The organism is Pandoraea sp. NPDC087047 (genome assembly GCF_044745225.1).
Taxonomy (GTDB): domain Bacteria; phylum Pseudomonadota; class Gammaproteobacteria; order Burkholderiales; family Burkholderiaceae; genus Pandoraea.
In genome coordinates this window covers 399,435-423,881 of the sequence record NZ_JBIUZU010000003.1, presented here as the reverse complement: position 1 = coordinate 423,881, position 24,447 = coordinate 399,435, and the positions used below count along the sequence as shown (strand labels likewise).

Genomic DNA, 24,447 nt, shown 5'->3' with positions numbered 1-24,447 from the left:
GAACATGGCAGGCATTATTCGCGTCGGTGATCGGCACACCGGCGGCGGCGAAGTTTTGGCCGGCTCCGCAACGCGTTTATTCTTTGACCGCGCAATCGCGCGGGTTTCCGATCCCGTGACGTGCCCGAAACACGGGGACAACCGGATCGCCTCAGCCACGTCCGGCGCATTCGACAACGGCGTGGAAATCGCACAGCATGGCGACCTCTGCGAATGCGGGTGTCGGCTGATTTCGTCGCTTCCCAATAGCGGCCGCCGCTAACCGATGGCGCTCGATTTCGACAAACTTCCCTCGGAAGTTGCTGTTCCCGATACGCCGCCCTCCCGATTTGTCTGGACCGCCGTGTTTGTCGTGCTGTTGCTATTCGGTGTCGCGGCCGTTCTGGTGCTCTGGCCAACGAGCGAGCCCACGCATACGCCGTGGTTCTGGACGTGCATCGCCCTCTATCCCGCGGGTATCGCCGGATTTGTGGTGTCTCGCGGCTTCAGTGTCTACGAGGGGCGTCGTCTCGATGCGCTCGAGTGGAACAGGGCGTGTAGGCAATTCGCGCAGGAGAAGTTTGCGCAAGAAGGCGTCCCACTGCGCATACTGGCAGCCGCGATCCGCGTGACAGAAGCCGACGCCAATAACCACGTGCGGTCCATTGTCGAGAAGACGATGACGCTCAATGCCAAGGCCTCCGGTCATGCAGCCAATACCTCGATTACCGCCCGCTGGTTTGAGCCAGTCGATGCCGCCCTGGCTGTGAACGAGGTCGAGCGCCATGAGTCGATAATCGAATGGATTTTTGACAAGTTGCTGATTGACATGTCCGAATCACTGAATGCGCAGCCCGCCGACGTGCGGCTAAGTGTCTTGCTCGACGTGTCGGGCTATTCCGGAAAGGCGGACCTCGTTGATATCTGGCAAACGCGGTGGCGCCATCATCGGTTTAGGAGTGCGCACGCTCAGCGGGTGCCAACCTCGATCGATCTGATGGCCGTCGACGCCTGGCTCGACGGCGAGACCGGGGCGTCTCCGTTCGATCAGTCCACCGTCCTCCTCATCTCAGCATCTCTGAGTGCAGTACTCGACGCAGACCCACCACACGGCACGGCGGAATGCGGTATCGGCCTGCTGATGACTTCCGCTGCATTTTCCGACCGGCACAAGTTGCGGCCGATCGCATCTCTTCATCGGCCATTGCGATCGAACAGCAAAGACCTGAACCATTCGCTTGTGTACGCGCTGCGGTGGGGGCAAATCAATCTCGATTCGATAAGTGCAGTCTGGCTAACCGGGTTCGACGGGCAATCCGTTGGGCCGCTACATGCAGCGATCAACTTTGCCGGAGGTGACAAACGCCGCGATGAACCACTGCCGGAAATCGATCTCGACCGGACTGTCGGTCACGGAAGACAAACGGCTGGGTGGCTCGCTGCTACCTGCGCTAGCCTGCGCGCCGCAGAGACCGCGGAGTCTCACCTGCTGGCTCAACGTCTCGATGACAAGACCTTCGTCGCCGTCATTACAACGGTCGATCATGAACCGAACCACACTGAAGTATTGGCATGAACAGAAAATTCAAACTTGACCTCTTTGGGGCCATTGTCGCCGTCGTCCTACCCGGTCTGATCGTTTGGATGAAGCCTCAGCTTGTGGGCCTCGCGGCGGAACAACGCGGACTCGCTATCGCCGTCTTGTGCGTTGCGTTCGTAGTGCTGCTACTTGTATTCAGCTTCGGCGACTCATCTCGTTTTGCGATTGCGTGGCGGGCCGTCAAGCAATCGGCTCGTGACCGGGGACTCTGGAGTTTCAACGCGTCAACACCCTCGCAAGTCAATGACGCGCAGTCGAGAACCTCGGCGATACAGCAAGCACTCCGCAACCGCCACGGCCGACGCTGGCGTTATCGCGAGCGCTGGCTGCTCGTCACCGGCAACGAGCAGCTTGTAGCGCGTTTGTCACCTACGCTCGTTTCAACCGGTTTCGTGCTCACCGCCGGGGCCGTTCTGCTTTATGTCTCCGACAAGCTCAGTGCTGCCGACCAAGACTGGCTTACGCAGATTCGCCGGCTTCGACGCCGTCGTCCGATTGACGCTGTGGTCGCGCTAACGAGCGATGCGGCGACACCCGCGCTGCTCCCACCGGAAGCACTGGCGCAGCGGCTCACCCGTATCGGGCGCGCACTTCGTTGGGCGGCCCCGGTATACCTGCTCGACCTCGCCCGGCTTGAGAACGACGTGCATGCACCGGACGAGGCCATCGGGCTTACCTGGGCCGGTGAGCGCCTGCGAACCGATGACGCCGAGGCATCGTTTGCCGCGCTGGCCGGCAATCTCGCAGATGCCGGTGTTGCTCGCCTGAGCGCCGATCCGACACGGCATGCCGCAGCTGCCCTCTCTCAGCACATCGTGCGCATGCATGGCGCCCTTTGCGCACTGCTCCGCGAGACCGCCGCGTCACAATTCTGGCGGCATCCGGTGCAAGGGATGTTCTTTGCGCCGCTCGCACCGGTGAGTGCCGAGTCGATGACCCACGCGCTTGCGACAGACGCTACATCGCATCGCGCCTCTCCCGGTGCCCCCTGGCACCCCAAACTCTGGCAACGCGTTGCCGTCCACAGTCGCTGCGTGCAAGGTCGTCGCGTAGGCTTCTCCATGTCAAACACCACTGCCTGGCTAGTCACCGGCGCGATGTTCGTCTGGATTCTTGGCATCAACCTGTCCGGCCTGCACAACCGCACTGCGATCGAGTCGGCGCAAAACGCCCTCGCAAAATGGAATCAGGCCACCGACCAGACCCAGCAGATGCTGGCCCTGAACGATCTCGGCCGCCAGATAGACACCCTCGAAGCACAACAGCGCCAAGGCGCTCCCTGGGCGACCCGCTTCGGCCTGAACCGCGATGGCGCCATTCTCGACGCGATGTGGCCCGGCTATGTTGCCGCCGCGCCGGCCCTTCTCATGACACCGCTGCGACACGCCCTTGAAGCGCGCCTGATACGGCTCGCGTCGCTCTCGGACGCCGAGATCGCCGACAGGGGCAACGTCCAGGCAGACGCCGCGCATGGCACGCTCGAGGCATACCTGATGATGGCCAACCCCGCGCGCGCTAACGCCGCTTTCCTGACGCCGCAATTCATGGCGACCGGAGCGCCTCTGCGGCCGAACCACTCCGATCTCTCACCCGGCGCATGGGCCGATCTGCGCGGCCAGACGCTTGCGTTCCTGGCCTCCCACATAGGCACCACGCGTAATGGCGTATCGCTGGCCATGCCGGCAGACCAAAGTCTGGTCGCGTCCACACGGCAGACAATCGTCAGCGTACGCGGCATCCAGAACTCCACCGACGCCCTCTATCAGAAGATCATCGACGAGGCACAGGCCAAGTACCCGCCCGTCACGCTCACGAGCCTGCTGGGCAGCGCCGCCGGCCATGGGCTCTTCACAACGAACGAGACGGTGCCGGGCGTGTACACCCGCGCGGCCTTCGAAGAACGTATTTCCCGGGCGATCGACGACGCCAGCGCTCGGCAAGACGTGACCGAGGACTGGGTGCTATCCGACGCCAAAAAGGAAGAGGCCAGCGAGTCGACCCTCAAAGCCGACTTGCGACAGCGCTACTTCAACGATTACGCACGTGCCTGGGAGACCTTCCTGAACAGCTTGCGCTGGCAAGCCGCGCCGTCCCTGACGGGTACCGTCGACCAGTTGCTCCTGTTGGGTGACCCACAACGCTCGCCCATGGTGGCCCTCGTGAACGCTATCGACTATCAGGCGAGCACCGGCGTTACGTCGCAGTCGTTGGCGGCAGGCCTGCTCGACAAGGCGCAGCAACTGGTCGGGCACGATCAGGATCCGTCCCGGCAGGCGCCGCCGCCGGCCGGACCGCTCGCCGACGCGTTCGGTCCGATACTGCGTCTGACCGGCAGCGATCTGGCGGCCGTGGCCAAAGGGAATCGAATGAGTGCCAATGCGCAGCCGGCGGCCAGCGGGAGTGATTTGAGTCTCGCGCGCTACCTCGAACGGGTAACGGCAATGCGCCTCAAGCTCCAGCAAATGATCTCGGCGCCCGATCCCGACGCGATGTCTCGCATGGCCGCGCAGGCGGTGCTACAGGGTAAAACCTCGGAGATCGCGGATAGCCGCGACTACGCCAGTCGTGTCGCGGCGAGCCTTGGCGGCCAATGGGCCGGCTTCGGTACCGTACTTCAGGCCCCGTTGGATCAGGCGTGGCGAGTGGTCATGCTGCCTGCGGCGGCGAACCTGAACGACGTCTGGCGCAATGGGATCGTCGCAGACTGGAACCGCGCCTTTGGAGGCCGTTACCCGTTTGCGGATTCGGACAACGATGCGTCGCTCCCTGAGATGGCCCGCTTCATGCGGCCCGACAGCGGCATCATCGCCCGGTTTGTCGGCACGCAACTCGCAGGCGTCATCGAGCGCCAGGGCGAGCGCTGGGTAGCGGTACAAGGTGCCAACCGGGGCGGTCTGGCTCTGGATCCCGAGTTCGTGAGCCGTCTCAACCGTCTCACCCGGGTGGCAAACGTGTTGTTCCCCTCAGGCGACGCCCATGTGCGCTTCGATCTGCGCGGCGTCCCCACACCGGGTATTACCGACGCCCGTTTCGTGTTCTCCGAGCGCGAGTTCCACTACTTCAATCAGAAGGAGGAGTGGATGCCCTTCGTGTGGCCCGGCGAGACGCTGGAGAACGTCACGCGAGTGCAATGGCAAACAGATCAAGGCGGCCTGCGCTCAGCGTTCGATGCTCAGGGTCGCTTCGGTCTCATCCGTTTGCTCGAGCGTGCGCAGGTCGAACCGCAGGACAGCGCGCGTCACGTGCTGACGTGGACGCCCGATCAGGCAGCCGTGCCGCCCTTGCGAGTGCAGATGCGAAGCGAGGTCTCCGCCGGTCCCCTCGATGTGCTGCAGTTGCGGCATTTCTCTCTGCCCGCACGCGTCTTTGCATCGGGCTCGATGACCCCGGCAAAGAAGCGGGCCACACCAACGCGTGCAACGCCTGCGCCGACAAGCTCGCGAACGCCGCCCGCTGGAGACCAGTGATGCTCGCCGGACTCGTGAATCGTTTGATCCCATCCATTCGGCACGCCGAGCAATTCGCTCGCACGCGACTCGACACCTGGAACGAATGGCTCCGGCCCCTATCCGGCAAATCGGAGACGGGGCGCGATCCCGGCTATGAAGATGCGTTCTTCACCATCAAGGACGAGTCGGGCAAGCTCGGTGGTATCGACGACGCACTGATCGTCGAGCACTGCGAGCGGCTCATCATGAGTACCGGCAAGGATCTGCGCGTGGCCGGTTACTATGCCGGCGCCCGTCTTCGTCGCGACGGCACGGCCGGCTTTTCCGACGGGCTCGAACTGGCCGCCGCCCTCGTCGACCGGTTTGGCGACAGTGTCCTGCCGGCACGCGTCGAAGCACGCAAAGGGGCGCTGGAGATGTTGGCGACACCACGCATGCTCGAATGCCTCTCGACGTGCGACGGCTTCGCCGCAGCGGATCGGGAACGGGCACTTGCAGCACTCGACGTGTTGCTCGGCCATGTCCGTGGCTGGCCGGAAAGCGTGCGGCCCGATCTGCAAGCGCTCGTGGCGCTGCTCGAAAGCCATGGCACCGCCGGTGCGAGCGCGGCAGGCGGCATTGCGCCCGCCGCCGGGCAGACACCACCCAGCGTGCCGGTCACACCTGCGCCGACAGCCATCAATTCGTCGCGCGACATGCTCGAACAGGCCCGCGTCATGGCCAACTGGCTGCGAGATCAGGACAGCGGCTACCTGAGCGCCGCGCGTCTGGTTCGCAGCGTCCGTTGGGACACGCTGGCGGATTTGCCACCGGCAGACAGCACCGGGCAGACTCGCCTCGCGTCACCCCGCGGAGAGCTGCGCCAGCATCTCCAACGCCTGGTATTGCGCAAACAATGGCTGGAGATTCTCGATCGGGTGGAAGACGCCTACATGGAGAGCGCCAATCACTTCTGGCTCGACCTCCAGTATTTCCAGCACGTCGCGCTCGAACACGCGGGGCCCCCCTACGACGGCTGGCGCGACGTATTGCGTACCGACGTTGCGCTGTTTCTCGAACGACTGCCCGGCATCGAGCGCCTGACATTCATCGATCGCACGCCTTTCGCAGACGACACAACGCTGGACTGGCTCGCCACGCATGCCGTGGTGCGCAATCTTGCCGCCGGCGAAGGCCCCGCGCCTCTGCCGGTGTCTGCAAGCGGCACCGGTGGTAGTGCAGGCGATTGGCCGGAGATCGAGGCACAGGCCCGGGAAAAAGTATCGTCCGAAGGGCTGGAAGCCGTCATTGTCTGGCTGGAAACACTGCCGGGCATGACGTGCCAACGTCACCGTTTTCTCCAACGCCTGTTGATGGCGCGCGTGGCAGAACAGGCCGGGCGCGCCGACACGGCAATTGCCCTGCTGACGGAACTCGATACCAGTGCCCGATCCGTCTCGCTCGTGCAGTGGGAGCCCGCACTCGTGTTCGAGATCAAGCAGCAACTGGCCCGAGGTCTCAAAACCCTCTCGGCTCGCAAAGATGTCGATCGTGTCACCCTCAGCCGCCGCGTAGCCGAACTTCAATCCGAGATGACTGTCCTCGATCCGGCACGCGCACTGGTCAATTCTCTACACGCTATCTGATGACGAACGACGATCCTATCCTGCGATATTACGAAGCGGAAATGCGCTACCTGCGCGAGGCCGGCAAGGAATTCGCCCGCGCGCACCCGGACCGCGCCCGCATGCTCAATATGGACCGCGTCGGCGCATTGGACCCTTATGTCGAACGGCTTCATGAGGGGTTTGCCTTTCTGACTGGCCGTCTGCGTCAGAAGCTCGACGACGAACTGCCGGAACTCACGGAAGGATTGGTGAGCCTGCTCTGGCCGCACTACTTGCGGATGATTCCGTCGCTTTCGATCCTGGCACTGCAGCCCGTAGCCGCCAAGGTGCAAAGCACGGAAGTGATCGAGCCCGGCGTTGTCGTGCGCTCCTCTGCGATCACCGTACCGGGCGCGGGCGAGGGCGATGCGCCAAGGAAGGTGCAATGCGAATACCGCACGACACAGCCAGTGGTCCTGCACCCCATCCGGATCACCCATGCCGCACCGGCGGTGCGCCAGGACGGACGGTCGGTCATCCGGCTGGGATTGGCCATCGATGCCGCTGCACGCCGTGACGAAACCGATCTGTCCCGTCTGCGCCTCTTTCTGAGCGCCGATCTGCCGACCGCGTTCTCCATGCACCTCGCACTGACCCGGCAGGTCGACACGGTGCTGTGCCGCGTGCCCGAGGTTCGCGGCGGCGAAGCCGTACCGCTCACGGGGATTTCGGTGACACCGGCCGGCTTCACCGCCGATGAACGACTCTGGCCAAAAGCCGAGAACGCCTTTTCGGGCTATCAGTTGCTGCTCGAGTACTTCTCGTTCCGCGAGAAGTTTCTCTTCGTCGACCTCTGCGGCTTCGATCTCGCCGCTCTGCCTCCGCAGGCCAGTCAGTTCGAACTCGAGTTCGTGCTATCGCAGCCCTACCCTGGCGATCAGCCGTTCGATGCGCAGAACGTACGTCTGTTCTGCACGCCGGTCATCAACCTGTTTACGCTCGACGCAGAACCCATTGAGATCAATCACCACGACGCCGAATACCGGGTGCGGCCGGCGGGCCCCCTGAGCGACCATACCGAGACCTATTCGGTCGACGCTGTCGAAGCGTTCGATCAGGCGTCTGCACGGCGTTACAGCTACGTGCCATTCTCGACGTTCAAGCACCGCGGCGGGATGTTGCGTCACGAAGCGCCGGAGCGCTACTTTCACACGCGGGCACGAGCGGGTGTCTCAGGCCTGCAGGAGACCTGGCTGGTTCTCGGTGGCCATGCGTGGGAGACCATGGAGGCGTTACCCGAAGAGAGCTTGTCTCTGCACCTGACGGGCACGAACGGCATGCTGCCGCGCAAGTCGCTGCGTGCGGTCAGCCTGTGCGAACTGACGTCGAACACGCCAAACATCGCTAGCGTGCAGAATCTCGTGGCCCCAACCTTGCCGCTGTATCCGCCCACTGGCGATCGTTTTCAGTGGCGTGTGCTCTCGCACCTGGCGCCGAACTTCCTGTCGTTGATGAATGCGGAGGTGCTTCGCGGCGCGCTATCGCTGTACGACTGGACCGACGCGGATCAGGGCGAACTGAACCGCCGGCGCCTGGACGGCATTCGGTGGGTGTCACAGTCGCTGATCGAGGAAGTCTCGGGCGGGTCCATCGCGCGCGGTGCCCATATTGAAGTGACGCTCGATGCCCACGCGTTCGCCGGCGAAGGGGATCTGATGCTCTTCGGCGAGCTGTTGCACCGGTTCTTCGAGATGTACGCGGAGATCAACCTGTTCACCAGACTGACCGTCATCAGCCTGCCGTCGCAGGCGCGCATCGACTGGCCGCGCAGCAAGACTTACCGGAATCCCCTGTGAGCGCGCGCGATCTTCCCGATCTGGACCCGTTGGTGCAGGATCTTCTCGCCCGCGCACCGCAGATGAGCTTCATGCAACTGTGCCGCGTGCTGGAGCTACGCGCACCGGACATGCCGGGCCTCGGCACTCGGAATTCTCCCGAGCATGAGGCGGTACGGTTTCGACCGTGGCCGCGTATGGGCTTCCCGTCGGCCGAGGTGGTGGCCGTCGAGCGTGACGAGGATCGGCCGGACGCCCCGCCCACGTTGCGCACGACATTTCTTGGTTTGTATGGCGTTGACGCGTGCGTACCGTCCCACATGGTCGACGATATTACGTTGCGCGAGGAAGGATTTGAAGCTGTCGCGGCGTTCCTCGATCAGTTCCATCATCGAACCGTCACGCTGCTGTATCGGGCGTGGAAGAAGTACCGCTACCCCGAGAACTTTCGCTCGGGCGGCCACGACGAGCACTCGCGCAGTCTGTTGTGTCTGGCCGGCTTCCCGGACGGCGACAAGCCCCAGCGCGCCGGACTGCCGGGCGTGCGTATGCTTGCGATCCTGGGACTGTTGATCCAGCGCACGCGCACCGCTGAAGGGCTGGCCGGAACCATTGCCGTGGCGGCGCCCGGTGTCGACGTCAAGGTCGAATCGTTCTTCGCGAAGACCGTCAGCGCCGGGACACCACGGCCGCTGACGTCGGCGCCGGGCGCGAACGCGCGCGGGCTTGGCGCGGATTACGTGCTGGGGCGGCGCCTCGCATACCGCCACGGCGCGGTAGAAGCGCTACTGCACCCAACCGATTCGACACAAGTCGATGCGCTACTGCCCGGCACCCCGCAGAACGCCGAGTTGATGGCGATGATCGCGCTCTACATGGGAACGACAGCCGACGTCTATGTGCGTCTGGTGGTGCCTTCGACGATGGCGCCCAAGCCGCGCATCGGCATCGCCGATACCGTGCATGCCCCCCGGCTCGGTTGGACGAGTGTCCTGCCCGGCGGCGAGCGCCGCGACATCGGTATCACGCTGGGCGTCCATCGCGCCATTCCAGCCGCAGAACCCAATCCATTCCTTACGACTACGAGCGCATGAGCCACCGAAATATGCCGATGTCCGTCCATCTCACCCGCCAATCGATTGCCCTTCTTCTCCCCGTGCTCCTCCTGTCTGCCTGTGGGGCATGGCAGACGGTATCCAATGGCACCGCGAATGCGTTCCAGGCGGTGTTCTACAAGCATGTGGAATCCGTCGACGTTGACGTTAGCGCGAGAGACGCCTTGAATCCAGACGATGCGGGCAGAGCCACATCGGTCGTGGTGCGCGTGTATCAATTGAAGGATCGCGAGCTTTTCGACGCGGCGTCGTATGACGATCTGCTCAAGCAGGACCGCAAAGTGCTGGGCGGTGAGCGTCACGCGAGCATGGCCGGCGTACTGAATCCCGGGGCGTCCTTAAACCTCTCGCAACCGATTGAAGACAACACGAAATACGTGGCGGTAGTCGCGTTTTTTCGCAATCCGGAGAATCAGCCTACGTGGAAATTCGTGATTCCGGTCAGCAAGCTCAATGCCAATGCGCCGCTGAAGCTGAGGTTGGGCAGTCATCGTATAGAAAAAGTGGACGAAATGAATCTCGACACCGACGCCTGATATGTGACGTAATCGATACCGCTAACGTCTCGGTTGAGCAAGCAGTAGAGATCGTTGTTCACCATCTGTCGATGTTATCGCCGGAGACTCGGGCGCTTTAGCGCTCGAAACCCTTCGCTTGCCTATTGACCCAAATTCGACGGGTTGATAGGATTGCGTCACTTTAAAACGCCCTCCCGGTCCGCCGGGAGGGCGTTTCGTTTTGGTTCCCACCACAAAGGAACCATGAAATGAAAGCAAACGTTGAAATCGGCGCCGGATCTGCTGCCACCCTTGGGTATGAACGATACGGCAATGGCCCCACTCACGTGCTGGTCATGCACGACTGGCTGGGGGATCACTCCAGCTATGCCGCCGTCATCCCCTGCCTTGACGGCCACACCTTTACCTATGTTTTCGTCGATTTGCGTGGTTATGGGCAATCCATTGAATTGTCCGGCGAATTCACGGTAGAAGAAATCGCCTCCGATTGCCTGGGACTCGTCGATCAACTGGGTTGGACGCGCTTTCACATCGTCGGCCACTCGATGACGGGAATGATCACGCAACGTATCGCTGCGGATGCTCCGTCGCGCGTCATCAGCGCAGTCGCGGTATGTCCCGTATCTGCCGCGGGCAATCGGTTGCCCCCCGAGGCTCTGGCCTTCTTCAAGAGCACGATGGAAGACGACGATGCCCTTCGGCGTCTGTTCAAATTCGTCGCCGGAGGTCTTGGCGATGCGTGGGTGGACCGCAAGATCAGACAAAACCGCGACACGGTCGCACCTGCCTGCCGGGCGAAATACCTCGACATGTTCGTCACCGCGGATTTCGTCGATGACGTTCGGGGTCTGGAAACACCGTATCTGGTTATTGTTGGCGACAAAGATCCGGGACTCGATTCCGCAGCGATGGAACGCACCTTTCTGGCGTGGCATCCGAACGCAGAATTGCACGTCATTCCGAATTGCGGTCATTACCCGATGCAGGAATGCCCGCCTTATTTCGCCAACGTCATCGAGAGCTTCCTGAAGCGCCTCACCTCTTGACCTGACCGGGACAAGCCCGGTGACGTGCGCAGAGATTCGGACTCAGGCTCGAATCTCTGCGCCCCGCGCCAAACCACCGTTCCCGCACCGATGACGCCTATCGGCCGCCAGCCTTGCACTGTCGGAGATCACAACGTCACGAAAAAAAGCCCGCCAGCAACAGGGGGCCCGAAATCCGTGTCGCAGGGCAAAATTCGAACACGGGACTTTACGGTACTGCAACATCTGATGTACATCTCTACGGAAAACCCGTACCGAAGATTTGTCGTCAGTCCGCCCTCTCCGAGCGTGTCATTCGCAACAACGCCCACGATGTTTCCGATGCACCGGCAGCAACCCCATCGACGCCAATTCAAGACGCCTGACGATCGGGAAGCAGCCGGTCGAACTCGCGCTTCACAACGTCGTAGCATTCACACGCACGCGCCTCTAGTCCCGCACGATCCAGTACCTTGATATGCCCGTGGCTGTAATTGATCAGACCGGCCGTCTGGAGTTTCAATGCAGCTTCGGTGACGCCGGACCTGCGCACCCCGAGCATGTTCGCGATCAGTTCCTGCGTCATGTACAACTCGTTGGACTGCAGGCGATCCAGACTCAGCAACAGCCATCGACATAACTGCTGATCGATGGAATGGTGACGGTTGCACACGGCGGTTTGTGCCATCTGCGTAATCAACGCTTGCGTGTAGCGCAGCAGCAATCGCTGTAGCGGCCCCCCGCGCTTGAATTCTTCCTTGAGGACTCGCGCACTCATTCGATACGCATGGCCCGCGCTTTGTACAATGGCCCGGCTCGGGGTGGTTTCCCCTCCCATGAACAAGGCAATCCCGATCACCCCCTCATTACCGACAATGGCAATTTCGGCAGACGCGCCGTCTTCCATCACGTAGAGCAAGGAAATGATCGCAGTGGTGGGAAAGTAGACGTGATCCAGATAGTCGCCGGACTCGTAGATCACTTTGCCGAGCGGCATCTCCACAAGCACGAGGTCGGATACCAGACGACCGCGGTCCTCCGGTGGCAGAACTGCCAGGAGATGGTTGGCATTTCTGTTCGGTTGCACAGACATCCCATCCTCCTTGTACCCAAAACGACACACACTTTTGCAAAGCCCGGTCGATGGACCGAGTCTGTCGGAAAGCGGCGATTGTTGAGTAAGACCCGCCAGAGCGGGTTCCGAAGCGGTCTCCATATGCGATTCGGCGCGCGATAGCCCCTCCGCATATACGAATTTTTGTCTGTTGATATCGGAATGTCAATCAGTGACGTCCTACGCGCTCGCGGGGTTTCGGCTGGCAAGCAGACACCGATTCTGGCCACCACGGCACGGGGTTTACGACGGGAAACGTTGGCGTGCGCCGCGGCTGGCTCAGCCCCCTGTCAACCACTGGGCACGGCAGCCGCGGGCCTTATTTCGGCAAAAAGGGCGAGCGGAACGACCGCAAGCCTGAATTCCGTCGGTGACTACGCGGCAGTCTTCAATCCCGAACCCGCGTTGACGGGATCGGCGCTGACCACCGCAAACGATATCGCCGCAGGATTCATGCTGTCGACCATCGACGACGGAATCAGAATGGTCGCACCCCGTTCCTTGGTCGTCTCGTAGATGATATTCATGGCGCGCAGTTGCAGCGCCTGCGGGTGTCCTTCATAGATTTCCGCAGCTTCCACGAACCGCGCAGCCACAAGCGCCTCGGCAGATCCGAGAATCATGCGAGCCTGCTTTTCGCGCTCGGCCTGCGCTTGACGCGACATGGCGTCCTGCAGGGCGACTGGAATCGCAACGTCGCGAACTTCCACCGACATGACGGCAATGCCCCATGCGGCGGTCTTGGTTCCAATCTCTGCGCGTAGTTGCTCGTCCGAGGCCTTACGGTCGGATAACAATGCCGAAAGCATCGATGCGCCGATCATCTCGCGCAACGATGTCTGAGACACCCGGTCGATCGCCTGACGGTAATCCGTGATCGCGAGGGCCGCCTTTTCGGCATCGTTGACGCGCCAGAAGATAATCGCGTCGACGTTGACCGGCACGGTGTCCTTCGTGAGCGCCTGCTCTGCGTTGAATGCCGTGGTTTGAATGCGTTCGTCGATCACGGCCGTGACGCTATCGATCACCGGCAGGATCATGAACAGCCCCGGGCCCTTCACGCTTTGCAATTTGCCGGCGCGCAGAATCACGAACTTCTGCCATGCGTTGGCCATCTTCAGTGTCGAACCCAGCAAGACGGCGGCGACGAAAAAGCATGCCCCCACATACGGATTGACGTAGACACCCGTCGCTGCCCCCGCGAGAAGAAGCACCAGTACCAGAAATGAAGTGATGGAATTCATGGTGTGTGGGCTCCTTGCCATTCGGACATCAGACTCGCGAATTATCTGCGCGCGAGGCAAACCGCACCCACCGGACAAGGCGGGTACGTAAGACATCGCTCATTTGTGTTTCTTCAAATCGTGACGGACGTGGCCGACATTGGCCTGCTCCTTGCCTGCGTTCTTTTTCACGGCACCGTCCACCTCCATTTCCTTGTTGCCGATCACCTTGCCGGCAACCTCTTTGGTCTTGCCTTCGACTTCCTTGATCCTGCCTTTGACTTGATCCTTGTTCATGTTTAGCCCTCTCGTTCACCGAAAAAATGGAGTGCCCTGATGACAGGGCTCTGGATATCACGCGACGGCGTGACGCTGTGGCTGACCCGGCGCCGACGGCGGCGGGCACGCGCTACGTTGAGCGCCTCATACACGCCCGGTGGCAAGCAGAATGATCGCGACGATCAGCAACAAACCCACGGCGCCGCTTGGGGCGTAACCCCAGGTGGCGTTGTAAGACCACACCGGCAACGCGCCGACCAACAGAAGCGCCAGGAGCGTCAGCAGCAGAACATAACTCGGCATGGCCAGGTCTCCTCGCGAGCGGCAATTTGCTCACCCACTCGTGCAATCTAGCGTTAAAGCGAGCGGATTTCGGTTCGGTGGCGTACCAAGATGCCACGATGGCAAGTCCCGCGCGACGCACGCATACCCTTCCATCGCGCCGGCGCATACATCGCCATCACTTCCGCTCACTACGCGCCATCCCCGCCATCGTCACGCGCATGCGTGGGCACATCGTCCCAGTAGACGGGCAGGTTGTAGTGCTTGTGGATACTCATTTCCTCCGGACGATCGAGTCGGGTCTTCGGGTCGTATGGCGGGGCCGCTTTCACCGCTTCGCGCGTGAGCCCCAGCGAGACAGTCGCATCGAGCCAACTCACGCGCTCGATCAGCTTCACCGGGACGGCGACCTGATGGCCCATCCACCAGTTGCTGGTATTGACGATGATGTAGCGCAACGCCCACGTGTGAACACTCACGAGCAGACCTTGCACGTGCCCGATGTCGCCGTTGCTGGCATGGATGTGATAGTCGGCCACCGCATCGGCACTGCGCAGATGCGGATCCTGACGGGGGTGATTCGCCATCTCGTCATGCGAATGCGTCGCATCGCGCGCCGCGCGAAATGCGTCCTGCTCGGAGCGGCTGCCACTGGCGAGGCCACTCGGGAATGCCCCTTCGCCCCAGGCATCCACGCCGCCCCAATAATCGGGGTACCCGTAATAAGCGAGATAGTCGGTTTCGTGCTGGCGCGACACCGGCTTGTGCGTGTCGATATCGGGACTGTGCCTGACCTGATCCTTGGTGATCGTGACCGGAATGATGTCGTCGAGCCAATCGCTGCGGCCAATCGAAATCGGCGAGATCAATACCTGCCGGTTCGCGAGCCACGTCCCGGTTTCTACAACGAGATACCGGACGACCCACGCCTTGTCGTCGAAATAAAGATCTTTCACCAGACCGACATCGCCATCCGTCGCGCGAATGGTGCAGCCCTCCAGTTCGTCCAGAGTACGTAACATGGCAAACCTCCCACGAATCGCTGGTTATTGACCGTGTCGGCCTGCCGCGCCTGTGCAAATGCTGCAAGGCTGCGATGTTGGTGACGATCGGAAGCCGAAGTCGTGACCACCCTACTCTGCCGTTTCCGGGGAGTCCGTTCGGTATCGAACCGACTTGCGCAGAAAAAGAAGCGACGATCGTGCGCAGCACATGCCACGCGTGTGCCATCAGGAGTCGATCATGAGGAAGGAACGCATATTGCTTCACGTCTATGGAGTGCGCCAGGACGCGGTCTGGACACTCACCTGTCTGGATTTGTCGTTTTCCTCGAGCGCCCCGGACCTGCTCAAAGCGAAGGAATACATCAGGGCCAACGCCTACGAATACCTGCAAGGCAAATTGGTCGGAGAAAACATCCAGTTCCCTGCCGTCACAGTGAGTGCGAATGACGTCTCCCAGCGCAAGATGAAATACTGGCTGGCTCGCCTCTGGCAACACGTCGACGCTCGCACGCGCGACCACATCTATGACGAAGTCGTCGGCCTGAGCGACAAGCATCCCGTGTTCTCCTGATCGCAGCGCAACGCCGGAGACATCGGCATGTGGAAACCGCCAGGCATGGCCAACTTTGCCGGAAATTCCCGGGGGGCGAGCGAATTCGGCCCTCCGGAAACCCCCATTAGGGCCGAGTTGTTCAGCCGCGACCGGCTGGAGCAGCACGCGCTGAGTCTGGCGCAGGCGCAGCAGGTCGCCGCTCACGCACCGCGTACCCGATCGCTGACCTCACGCGCCGCCGATAACGAGCGCGTCCTGCGCAAATGCTATGACGCTACCGCGCAGGCCACGTTGCAGCGTCGCTCCATCACCCCGGCGGCAGAGTGGCTGCTCGATAACTTCCGCACCGTCTCGGACCAGTTCAGAGAGGTTCGGCATGGCTTGAACGCGAAGTCCTTCCGTTCGTTACCGCGCCTGCTCGATGGTCCCTTGCGCGGCTACCCGCGCATCTATGGCGTGCTGTGGGCGTTCGTGGCCCATACAGACAGCCGCTTCGACCCGGAACTGCTCAGTTGCTTCCTTCTCGCCTACCAGCAGGTCGAACCGCTGACGATGGCGGAACTCTGGGCCATGCCGCTCACGCTGCGCGCCGTAATGATCGAGAATCTGCGGCGTTTGTGCGCGCACGTCACACAGGCACAGGTCAACCGGCAGGCAGCCGATCGTTACGCCGATGAGCTGCTCGCACGCAAGGCGTCCGTGTCGCCGACGACGGGCGAGTGGCCGACCGGACGGGCGGGTCTCGTCGAGCCGTTCGAACCGGCTTTCACGGTCCAGTTGATTCAGCGTTTGCGTTATCAGGACAGATCCCTTCAATGGCTGAGCGACCAACTGGCGCAACAGGGGCAATCGGCCGACGAGGTCGTTCAGGCCGAACATGCGAGTCAGGCCGCGGCCAACATGAGCGTGCGCAACGTGATTACCAGCTTGCGCGACATGCGCGCGTTCGATTGGCAGCCACTCTTCGAGGAAGTCAGTCTGGTCGACGCGCTGCTACGCCGCAACACCGGTTACGCGGATATGGACTTCGCCACTCGCGACGGATATCGCCACGAAATCGAGAAACTTGCAGCGCGGTCCGGGTTATCGGAGCTTGAGGTCACTCAGGCCCTGAACCTCAAGGCTGCGGCAGCGGCCACGGGCGGGGGGAGTGCCGTGAGCATGGGCGACATGCCACGACGCATGGATCCCGGCTACTACCTTCTGTCAGCGGGACGTCGCGAATTCGAGCGCGAAATCGCCTACCGCGCGCCGCTCACCCATCGCTGGCGGCTGCACAGCGCCCGCCATTGCGTGGCCGCCTACATCGGCGGCGTCTGTCTGCTGAGCGCGCTGCTGGTGGGCGCGCCCGTCTGGCTGAGCGCCACCGCCGGGGTGAGCGTAACCGGCCTTGTGCTGCTCGCCATATGCGGATGCTTCCCGGCGTCGGAACTCGCGGTGCTGATCATCGACCGCACACTGACCCGACTGATTCCCCCTCGCCACTTGCCGCGCCTCGATCTCGTGGACGGTATCACGCCGGACCTCAGAACCTTCGTTGTCGTGCCGATGATGCTGACCAACGAGGCGGACATCGCCGCACAAGTCGCACAACTGGAAGTGCACTATCTCGCCAATCCCGACGGCGACGTCCGGTTTGCCCTGCTCTCCGATTGGCGCGATTCGGATACGGAGCATATGGACAGCGACATACCGCTACTGGCTGTCGCCAGCGCACGCATCGCAACGTTGAACAACAGGTATCCCTGCGATACCTGTCGTGCCGATGGCATTACCGAGACGCCACGATTCTTCCTGTTTCATCGCCGGCGGCTGTGGAACGAAACGCAGCGCAAATGGCTGGCGTGGGAGCGCAAGCGCGGCAAACTCCACGAATTCAACCGCTTGCTGCGCGGCGCGACGGACACCTCCTTCATGGACATTGACGGGTGCGCACCGCAAGTGCCGCCCGGCGTGCGCTACGTGATCACGCTCGACAGCGACACGCGTTTGCCGATCGACGCAGTGCGACAACTCGTCGGCACTGCGGCGCATCCACTGAACCGCCCGTACTTCGATCCGGCATCGCGGCGCGTCGTGGCGGGTTACGGCATTCTGCAACCGCGCATCACGCCGACATTGCCCACGATGAGCGAGGGAACCCTCTATTCCCGTTTGTTCTCGGGGCCATATGGCATCGATCCTTACGCCGGGGCCGTGTCGAACGTCTATCAGGACCTGCTCGGCGAAGGCAGCTACATCGGCAAGGGCCTGTATGACGTCGATGCTTTCGAGGCCTCGCTCGCGGGACGAATTCCGGAGAACTCGATTCTCAGTCACGACCTCTTCGAAGGGAATTTCGCCCGCTGTGGACTCGTCACCGATATCGAATTGTTCGAGGACTTTCCATCGCATGCGCAGGTGGCCGCCGCGCGGTTGCACCGCTGGATTCGAGGCGATTGGCAACTGCTGCCGTGGATTCTGGGCGGGCGTGGCGAGGCGATTCCCGCCGCCGGCCGATGGAAGATGCTCGACAATCTGCGTCGCTCACTGACGGCGCCGGGCGCACTGGCGACGCTCGTGGGCGCATGGGCCATCGCGCAGGCCCCGATCGGCATCTGGTCGGCGCTGGTGCTGTTAGCCATCTCGGCCCCGGCCATCCTCATGGTGGCCGCCGGACTGGCGCCGTCGCAAACCGGCATTTCGATGTCGAGCCACTGGCGCGCCGTTCGGCAGGACATGTTCAGCGCGGTGGAGCGCACGTTTGTCATGATCTCGATGCTGGCCAATCAGGCATGGCTGTCCGCCGACGCCGTTGCGCGTACGCTATTTCGCCTGACAGTCTCGCGCCGTCGCCTGCTCGAATGGGTGACGGCCGCGCAGGCCAAGCTGAACGCCGGACGCTCGGTCGGCAACTTTCTCTGGTCGCTGCGTGGCGCCGTAACGCTCACGGCACTGTGCGCGGCCGTCGTCGCGTGGCTCAGACCCGACAGCCTTCCCTGGGCGTCGCCGTTTCTGATCCTGTGGGGCATCTCGCCGTTCGTCGCCCAATGGATCAGCCGCCGCCCCAGCCCCGTGCGTCCCTCTGTCATGCAGAACGGCGATCGCCACGCCCTGCGCGTGGCGGGCCGTCGAATCTGGCGCTTTTTCACGACCTTTGTCGACGACGACAATCACCACCTGCCGCCCGATAACTTTCAGGAAGACCCGCGCCCGGTGGTCGCGCATCGCAGCTCGCCCACCAACTTCGGCCTCTACTTGCTGTCGGTGCTCTCGGCGCGCGACTTCGGGTGGATTGGCGTGACGGAGACGCTCGAACGCCTGGAGCGCACCCTCGGCACGATGTCGACGCTTGCCCGTCACCAGGGGCATTTTTTGAATTGGTACGACACGCGCGATTTGAGCCCGCTGGTGCCGCAATATGTGTCGAGCGTGGACAGCGGCAATCTGGCCGGACATCTGCTGGTGATCGCGAGCGCGTGCGAAGACATCCCGCTGCAACCGATCTTCGACCGTGCGCAGCTCGACGGCATTCTCGACACTGTGGCGCTGCTGCGCGAAGCCATCGCCCATGAGAAAGACGACCGGCGAACGCTCACGGTGGACCGCAACCATCTCTACGAAGCGCTCAACGCGCTGGAGCTCGTGGTCCTGAAATCGACGCCGTCCATACAGCTCTCGCCCATTGCCGATGCTGCCGAGGGGTGGCGCCGCCGCTGGCACGAAATCGATCGTCTTGTCGGCACGCTGCTCGATCTCGTGCAGACCTTCGTCAATGAGCGTGGCGACGCGGCACATAGCGAAGTCCTTTACTGGGCCGGGGCGATCCGTGACGACGTCGATAGCCACCTGCGCGATCTCACGCCGACGGTGCTGCCCAATGGCGAAGCGCCACGCAGCCATACGCGAGCACCGCTGCCCGGCACGGAAACCCCGGACGCCGCCATCGCAAAACGATTCGCCGCCGTTGCGGCGTTGGCGCGCAAGCTGTTCGACGAGATGGATTTCCGCTTCCTGTTTGCGCCGGAGCGGCGGCTGTTCTCCATCGGCTATCGACCGGCGGACGGCACCCTGGACAACTCGTACTACGATCTGCTCGCGTCCGAGGCGCGACTCACGAGCTTCATCGCCATTGCCAAGGGCGACGTGCCCGCGACGCACTGGTTCCGGCTCGGACGGATCATGGCGCCCTACGGCAAGGCCGCAGTGCTGATGTCATGGTCCGGCTCGATGTTCGAGTACCTGATGCCCTCGCTCGTGATGGACTATCCCTACCGGAGCCTGCTGGATTCGACCTGCGCGCTTGCCGTAGCGAGCCAGATCGCCTACGGCAAGGCGCGTAGCGTGCCGTGGGGCATCTCCGAGTCGGCCTGCAATGTTCGGGATCGGGCGCTGACCTATCAATATGCCGATTTCGGCGTGCCCGAGCTGGCGTTGAAGCGTGGCCTGACCCGTTCGCTGGTGATTGCCCCCTACGCCACGGCGCTTGCCGCGATGTACGACGTGCCGGGCGCCATCGCCAACCTGAAGCGGCTCGACGCCGTGGGTGCTCGCGGCATTTTCGGCTACTACGACGCCGTCGATTACACGCCCTCGCGCCTGCCGAACAACTGTGCCGCCGTGCCGGTACGCACGTACATGGCCCATCATCAGGGCATGTCGCTGGTGGCGCTCTCGAACGTGCTGTTCGACGACGTGATGCGGCAACGCTTCCATCGACAAGCCGTCGTGCGAGCCGCCGACTTGCTGCTGCATGAGGCCAATCCTCGCGAAATATGCGCCGTCGATCTCGCCCCCGATATTGCCGACACCCCGCTGGGCGTCGAGGCAACGGTGCCCGTGATACGCCGTTTCGAATCCGCAGGACAAACGCCGCCCGCCACCCACTTGCTGTCCAACGGCGAGTATTCCGTCATGGTCACGGCGGCCGGCTCCGGCTACAGCCTGTGCGGCAACGCCGCGGTGACGCGCTGGCGCGAAGACCTCACTTGCGACCCCTGGGGCAGCTATCTGTTTCTGCGGGACACCGCCGACGACACCATCTGGTCCGCGACCTTCCAGCCGCTGGGCACCGAGCCCGATAGCTATGACGTGGCGTTCTCCGAGGACCGTGCGAGCATCGTCCGCCATGAGGGGTCGCTCGTCACAACGCTTGAAATCATGGTGTCCCCCGAAGACAACGCGGAAGTCCGGCGGCTGTCCATCACCAATAACGGACCGTTTGCGCGGGAGCTCGAAGTCACGTCCTATGCCGAAGTCGTGCTGGCGCCGATGGCGAGCGACACGGCACATCCCGCGTTTTCCAACCTGTTCGTGCAGACGGAATATCTGCCGGAGGTGCAGGGGCTGCTCGCCATGCGCCGTCCGCGCGGCGGCACCGATACGCCGCTGTGGGCGGCGCATGTCCTGGCGAGTACGACGCACGGCGGCAACGTGGGCTACGAGACCGATCGGGCACGTTTCATCACGCGGGCTCGCACGATCCGCAATCCGGTAGCGGTCATGGACGGGCGCCCGCTGTCGAATACGGTCGGCCCGGTGCTCGATCCGATTTTCAGCCTGCGAACAAGCGTCACCGTCGCGTCCGGTGCGACCGAGCATCTGGTGTTTTCCACGATGGTGGCGCCCACACGTCAGGCGCTGCTCGACCTCACCGACAAGTACCACGACCCGGCAAGTTTCCAGCGCATTTCGACATTGGCGTGGACGCAGGGACAGGTCAATCTGCACCATTTGGGCATCACCGATGACGACGCACATCTGTTTCAGTTCATCGCCAACCGGGTGCTCTACGCGGACCCGGCGATGCGTCCGGGCGCCGAGATGCTCAAGCGCAATACGCTTAGCGCCCCATCGCTGTGGAGATTCGGCATTTCGGGCGATCTGCCGATCGTCCTGATACGCGTGGACGATCCCGACGATCGCGACATCGTCAGACAGTTGCTGCGGGCGCACGAATACTGGCAAGGCAAAGGGGTTCCGGTCGACCTCATCATTCTCAACGAACGCAAGGTCTCCTATATCCAGGATTTGCAGACATCTTTGCAGACGATGGTGAGCGGCACGCAGGTCACGCCGGCGCAGAGCGGACGGCGTGGCGGCATCTCCGTCATTCGTGCCGACGGCCTCGACGCGACAGAGACGACATTGCTGCTGAGCGCCGCCCGCGTAGTGCTCGCGGGGGCAAGACAAGGCAGCCTGGAGGAACAAGTCGTTCGCATGGGGCGCAGCGATTCCGTGAAGCCGACGGGCATCGCGCGCACGCACGTTTCGCGCGGCGACGACTACACCGACACGTCGTTACCCGCGCCGGTGCTGGAGTACTTCAACGGGTTGGGCGGGTTCTCCGATCAGGGACGCGAGTATGTGACGGTGCTCGGGCCGGGCCAGCGCACGCCAGCGCCGTGGATCAACATCGTTGCCAATCCGGAGTTTGGTTTCCAGGTCTCGGAGTCCGGCGGGGGTTATACGTGGTGCTCGAACAGCCATGAGAATCAACTGACACCGTGGTCGAACGATCCGGTGGTAGATCCCTGTAGCGAAGCGTTCTTTTTGCGCGACGACGATACGGGTCAGTTATGGAGCCCGACCGCGTCGCCCATACGGCTGGAAGACACGCGTTACATTGCTGCCCACGGATTCGGGTACAGCCGTTTCGAACACGCCGTGCATGGCATCAGAACCGAACTCGTGCAATTCGTAAGCTGGCAAGACCCGGTCAAACTCTCCACGCTGCGCATCGAAAATCGGACGAAACGCTCTCGTAGACTTTCTGTCGCTGCCTACGTCGAATGGGTGCTCGGCACCGAACGTTCGCGCAACGCCCCGTTTATCGTCTCCGAGATGGACGCCGTCACGGGTGCGATGTTTGCCACCAATGCATGGAACGCCGATTTCGGTGCGCGCATCGCGTTCATCGACTGGCTGGGCGAGCAAACGCGTTGGACCGGCGACCGTACCGAGTTCATTGGCCGCAACGGCGATCTCGCACACCCTGCGGCGCTGATGCCCGATGTCTTGCTCAGCAACACGACCGGCGCGGGCATGGACCCCTGCGGCGCGCTGCTCACACAGATCACGCTGGCGCCGGGAGGTCATGTCGAACTCACCTTCATGCTGGGGCAGGCCCACGACCGTGAGGCCGCCAGAAAATACGTGCAACAGTATCGTTCGACATCGCCTGCCAAGGTGCTGGCAACGGTCAGATCGGAGTGGCACGGCATTCTCTCGCAGCTTCAGGTCGAGACACCGGATCGGGCGACCGATCTGATGCTCAACGGCTGGCTGCTGTATCAGGTCGTGTCTTGCCGTCTGTGGGCACGCTCGGCGTTCTATCAGGCGAGCGGCGCATTCGGATTTCGCGATCAGTTGCAGGATTGCATGGCACTTACTCATACGCGTGCCGATCTTGCGCGCGCGCATCTGCTCAGGGCGGCTGCGCGGCAGTTCGTCGAGGGGGACGTGCAGCATTGGTGGCACCCGCCCTCCGGGCGCGGTGTGCGCACGCGTATCTCGGACGACCGTCTTTGGCTACCGTACGCCGTCGAGCATTACGTCCGGATCACGGGCGACACGCCGATCCTCGATGAATTGTTGCCCTATCTGGAAGGACGTGCCGTCGCCGACGACGAGGAGAATGCCTACTACGTGCCAACGGTCACGACACAGACCGGCACGCTGTTCGAACATTGCCAGCGCGCCATCGATTGCAGTCTCGCCCTAGGGGCGCATGGGTTGCCGCTGATCGGCGGGGGTGACTGGAACGATGGCCTGAATCTGGTCGGGAAACAAGGCAAGGGCGAGAGCATCTGGCTGGGATGGTTTTTGCACGCCACAGCACTACCGTTTGCCGAATTGGCCGATGCACGGGGAGAGCGCGAAGCGGCGGCGCGATGGCGCTCGCATGCCACGGGTTTGCGTGCCGCACTGAACAACGGCGCGTGGGACGGCGCATGGTATTTGCGCGCCTACTTCGATGACGGAACGCCACTCGGGAGCGCGGGCGATGCGGAGTGCCGCATCGATTCGATCGCCCAGAGCTGGAGCGTGATATCGGGTGCCGGGGAAATCGACCGTCAGCGCCGCGCCATGGAATCCGTCGAATATTATCTGGTGCGCCCGGGCGACGACCTCATCCTGCTGCTCACCCCGCCCTTCGACAAGATGGAGCGCGACCCGGGCTATATCAAGGGATACGTGCCGGGCGTGCGCGAGAATGGCGGCCAATACACGCATGCCGCCACCTGGTGCATGATCGCGTTCGCGCAAATGGGCGACGGCAATCGCGCCGGCGACATGCTCAAGATGCTCAATCCCATCCATCATGCAAACACGCGTGCCGGCGTGCACGCCTACAAGGTGGAACCCTACGTGATGGCCGGGGACATTTACGCCGCGCCCACACACGTGCGCCGAGGCGGCTGGACCTGGTACACCGGCGCGGCCGGATGGGTGTATCGCGGCACCGTCGAGAACATTCTGGGGCTGCACAAACACGGGAACGCGTTAAGCATTCAGCCGTGCATTCCCCGCGAGTGGCGCGGATTCCGTCTGAACTATCGGTACGGTAAATCCACCTACCTGATCTCGGTCGTGAATCTGCATGGGCAGAGCCAGGGCCCCGTCTCCGTGACCATCGACGGACATCTTCTGGAACCCGGCGATCAGGACATACCGCTGATCGACGACGGACATCCCCATCGGGTGCTGATTCATCTTCTGCCACCGGCGTGAGCGCTGCGCAGATTTTCTAGTGGAGGCGTCATATGCTCGCCCTATCGAAGCAAGCGATCCTTGCCGCAATGCAACGTATTTCGGAAAAGGATGCGAAACCCTTGTCTGACGCCGTCACTGACGCGTTGCTCGCTCGCGAACTCATTCAGCGCGTCGGGAAACACTTCGAGCCG

Annotated in this window: 15 protein-coding genes; 10 read left to right on the top strand and 5 right to left on the bottom strand. The window is 62.5% G+C overall.

Annotated features, from left to right (window positions below; genetic code table 11):
• Positions 1-4: 4 nt before the first annotated feature.
• The 8 genes from ACIPHM_RS07440 to ACIPHM_RS07405 all read left to right on the top strand — a co-directional run bounded on the left by ACIPHM_RS07440 (position 5) and on the right by ACIPHM_RS07405 (position 11,128).
• Positions 5-262 carry a PAAR domain-containing protein gene (locus tag ACIPHM_RS07440; protein ID WP_400326229.1) on the top strand — a complete coding sequence of 86 codons (258 nt, stop codon included), beginning with the start codon at positions 5-7 and terminating at the stop codon, positions 260-262.
• 3 nt (positions 263-265) lie between these two features.
• Positions 266-1,555 (top strand): hypothetical protein, encoded by a 1,290-nt coding sequence (locus ACIPHM_RS07435; protein ID WP_400326226.1) that lies wholly within the window; start codon positions 266-268, stop codon positions 1,553-1,555.
• A gap of 68 nt (positions 1,556-1,623) precedes the next feature.
• Entirely contained in the window at positions 1,624-5,046 is a 3,423-nt protein-coding gene (locus ACIPHM_RS07430; RefSeq protein WP_400326223.1) for an ImcF-related family protein, read from the top strand.
• On the top strand, positions 5,046-6,653 hold the full coding sequence (gene tssA / locus ACIPHM_RS07425; protein WP_400326221.1) for a type VI secretion system protein TssA: 1,608 nt from the start codon (positions 5,046-5,048) through the stop codon (positions 6,651-6,653). Before ACIPHM_RS07430 ends, tssA begins: the two co-directional genes overlap by 1 nt.
• The gene (tssF, locus tag ACIPHM_RS07420) at positions 6,653-8,470 is read left to right on the top strand and encodes a type VI secretion system baseplate subunit TssF (RefSeq protein ID WP_400326218.1); all 1,818 of its coding nucleotides are present in this window, start codon (positions 6,653-6,655) and stop codon (positions 8,468-8,470) included. Before tssA ends, tssF begins: the two co-directional genes overlap by 1 nt.
• On the top strand, positions 8,434-9,543 hold the full coding sequence (gene tssG, locus ACIPHM_RS07415; RefSeq protein WP_400326565.1) for a type VI secretion system baseplate subunit TssG: 1,110 nt from the start codon (positions 8,434-8,436) through the stop codon (positions 9,541-9,543). The genes tssF and tssG overlap by 37 nt, the downstream gene beginning before the upstream one ends.
• On the top strand, positions 9,540-10,100 hold the full coding sequence (tssJ, locus tag ACIPHM_RS07410) for a type VI secretion system lipoprotein TssJ (RefSeq protein ID WP_400326215.1): 561 nt from the start codon (positions 9,540-9,542) through the stop codon (positions 10,098-10,100). The genes tssG and tssJ overlap by 4 nt, the downstream gene beginning before the upstream one ends.
• Positions 10,101-10,330: 230 nt before the next feature.
• Positions 10,331-11,128 (top strand): alpha/beta fold hydrolase, encoded by a 798-nt coding sequence (locus ACIPHM_RS07405; RefSeq protein WP_400326212.1) that lies wholly within the window; start codon positions 10,331-10,333, stop codon positions 11,126-11,128.
• Between the two features lie 352 nt (positions 11,129-11,480).
• Here the strand turns inward: ACIPHM_RS07405 and ACIPHM_RS07400 are convergent, their stop codons facing one another.
• The 5 genes from ACIPHM_RS07400 to ACIPHM_RS07380 all read right to left on the bottom strand — a co-directional run bounded on the left by ACIPHM_RS07400 (position 11,481) and on the right by ACIPHM_RS07380 (position 15,027).
• Positions 11,481-12,200: a Crp/Fnr family transcriptional regulator gene (locus ACIPHM_RS07400; protein WP_400326562.1), complete on the bottom strand. Its 720-nt coding sequence runs from the start codon at positions 12,198-12,200 to the stop codon at positions 11,481-11,483.
• Positions 12,201-12,595: 395 nt separating this feature from the next.
• Complete coding sequence (locus ACIPHM_RS07395) at positions 12,596-13,465, bottom strand: slipin family protein (protein WP_400326209.1); 870 nt, start codon at positions 13,463-13,465, stop codon at positions 12,596-12,598.
• A 99-nt stretch (positions 13,466-13,564) separates the two neighbouring features.
• Positions 13,565-13,741 (bottom strand): CsbD family protein, encoded by a 177-nt coding sequence (locus ACIPHM_RS07390; protein ID WP_400326206.1) that lies wholly within the window; start codon positions 13,739-13,741, stop codon positions 13,565-13,567.
• A gap of 126 nt (positions 13,742-13,867) precedes the next feature.
• Entirely contained in the window at positions 13,868-14,026 is a 159-nt protein-coding gene (locus ACIPHM_RS07385) for a DUF3309 family protein (RefSeq protein ID WP_400326204.1), read from the bottom strand.
• 170 nt (positions 14,027-14,196) lie between these two features.
• Entirely contained in the window at positions 14,197-15,027 is an 831-nt protein-coding gene (locus tag ACIPHM_RS07380) for a PRC-barrel domain-containing protein (protein ID WP_400326201.1), read from the bottom strand.
• Positions 15,028-15,247: 220 nt separating this feature from the next.
• On the opposite strand from ACIPHM_RS07380, the gene ACIPHM_RS07375 reads away from it, so the two are divergent.
• Entirely contained in the window at positions 15,248-15,580 is a 333-nt protein-coding gene (locus ACIPHM_RS07375) for a hypothetical protein (RefSeq protein WP_400326198.1), read from the top strand.
• Positions 15,581-15,607: 27 nt separating this feature from the next.
• Positions 15,608-24,274, top strand: a complete 8,667-nt coding sequence (locus tag ACIPHM_RS07370) for a GH36-type glycosyl hydrolase domain-containing protein (RefSeq protein ID WP_400326195.1) — start codon at positions 15,608-15,610, stop codon at positions 24,272-24,274.
• Positions 24,275-24,447: the final 173 nt, after the last annotated feature.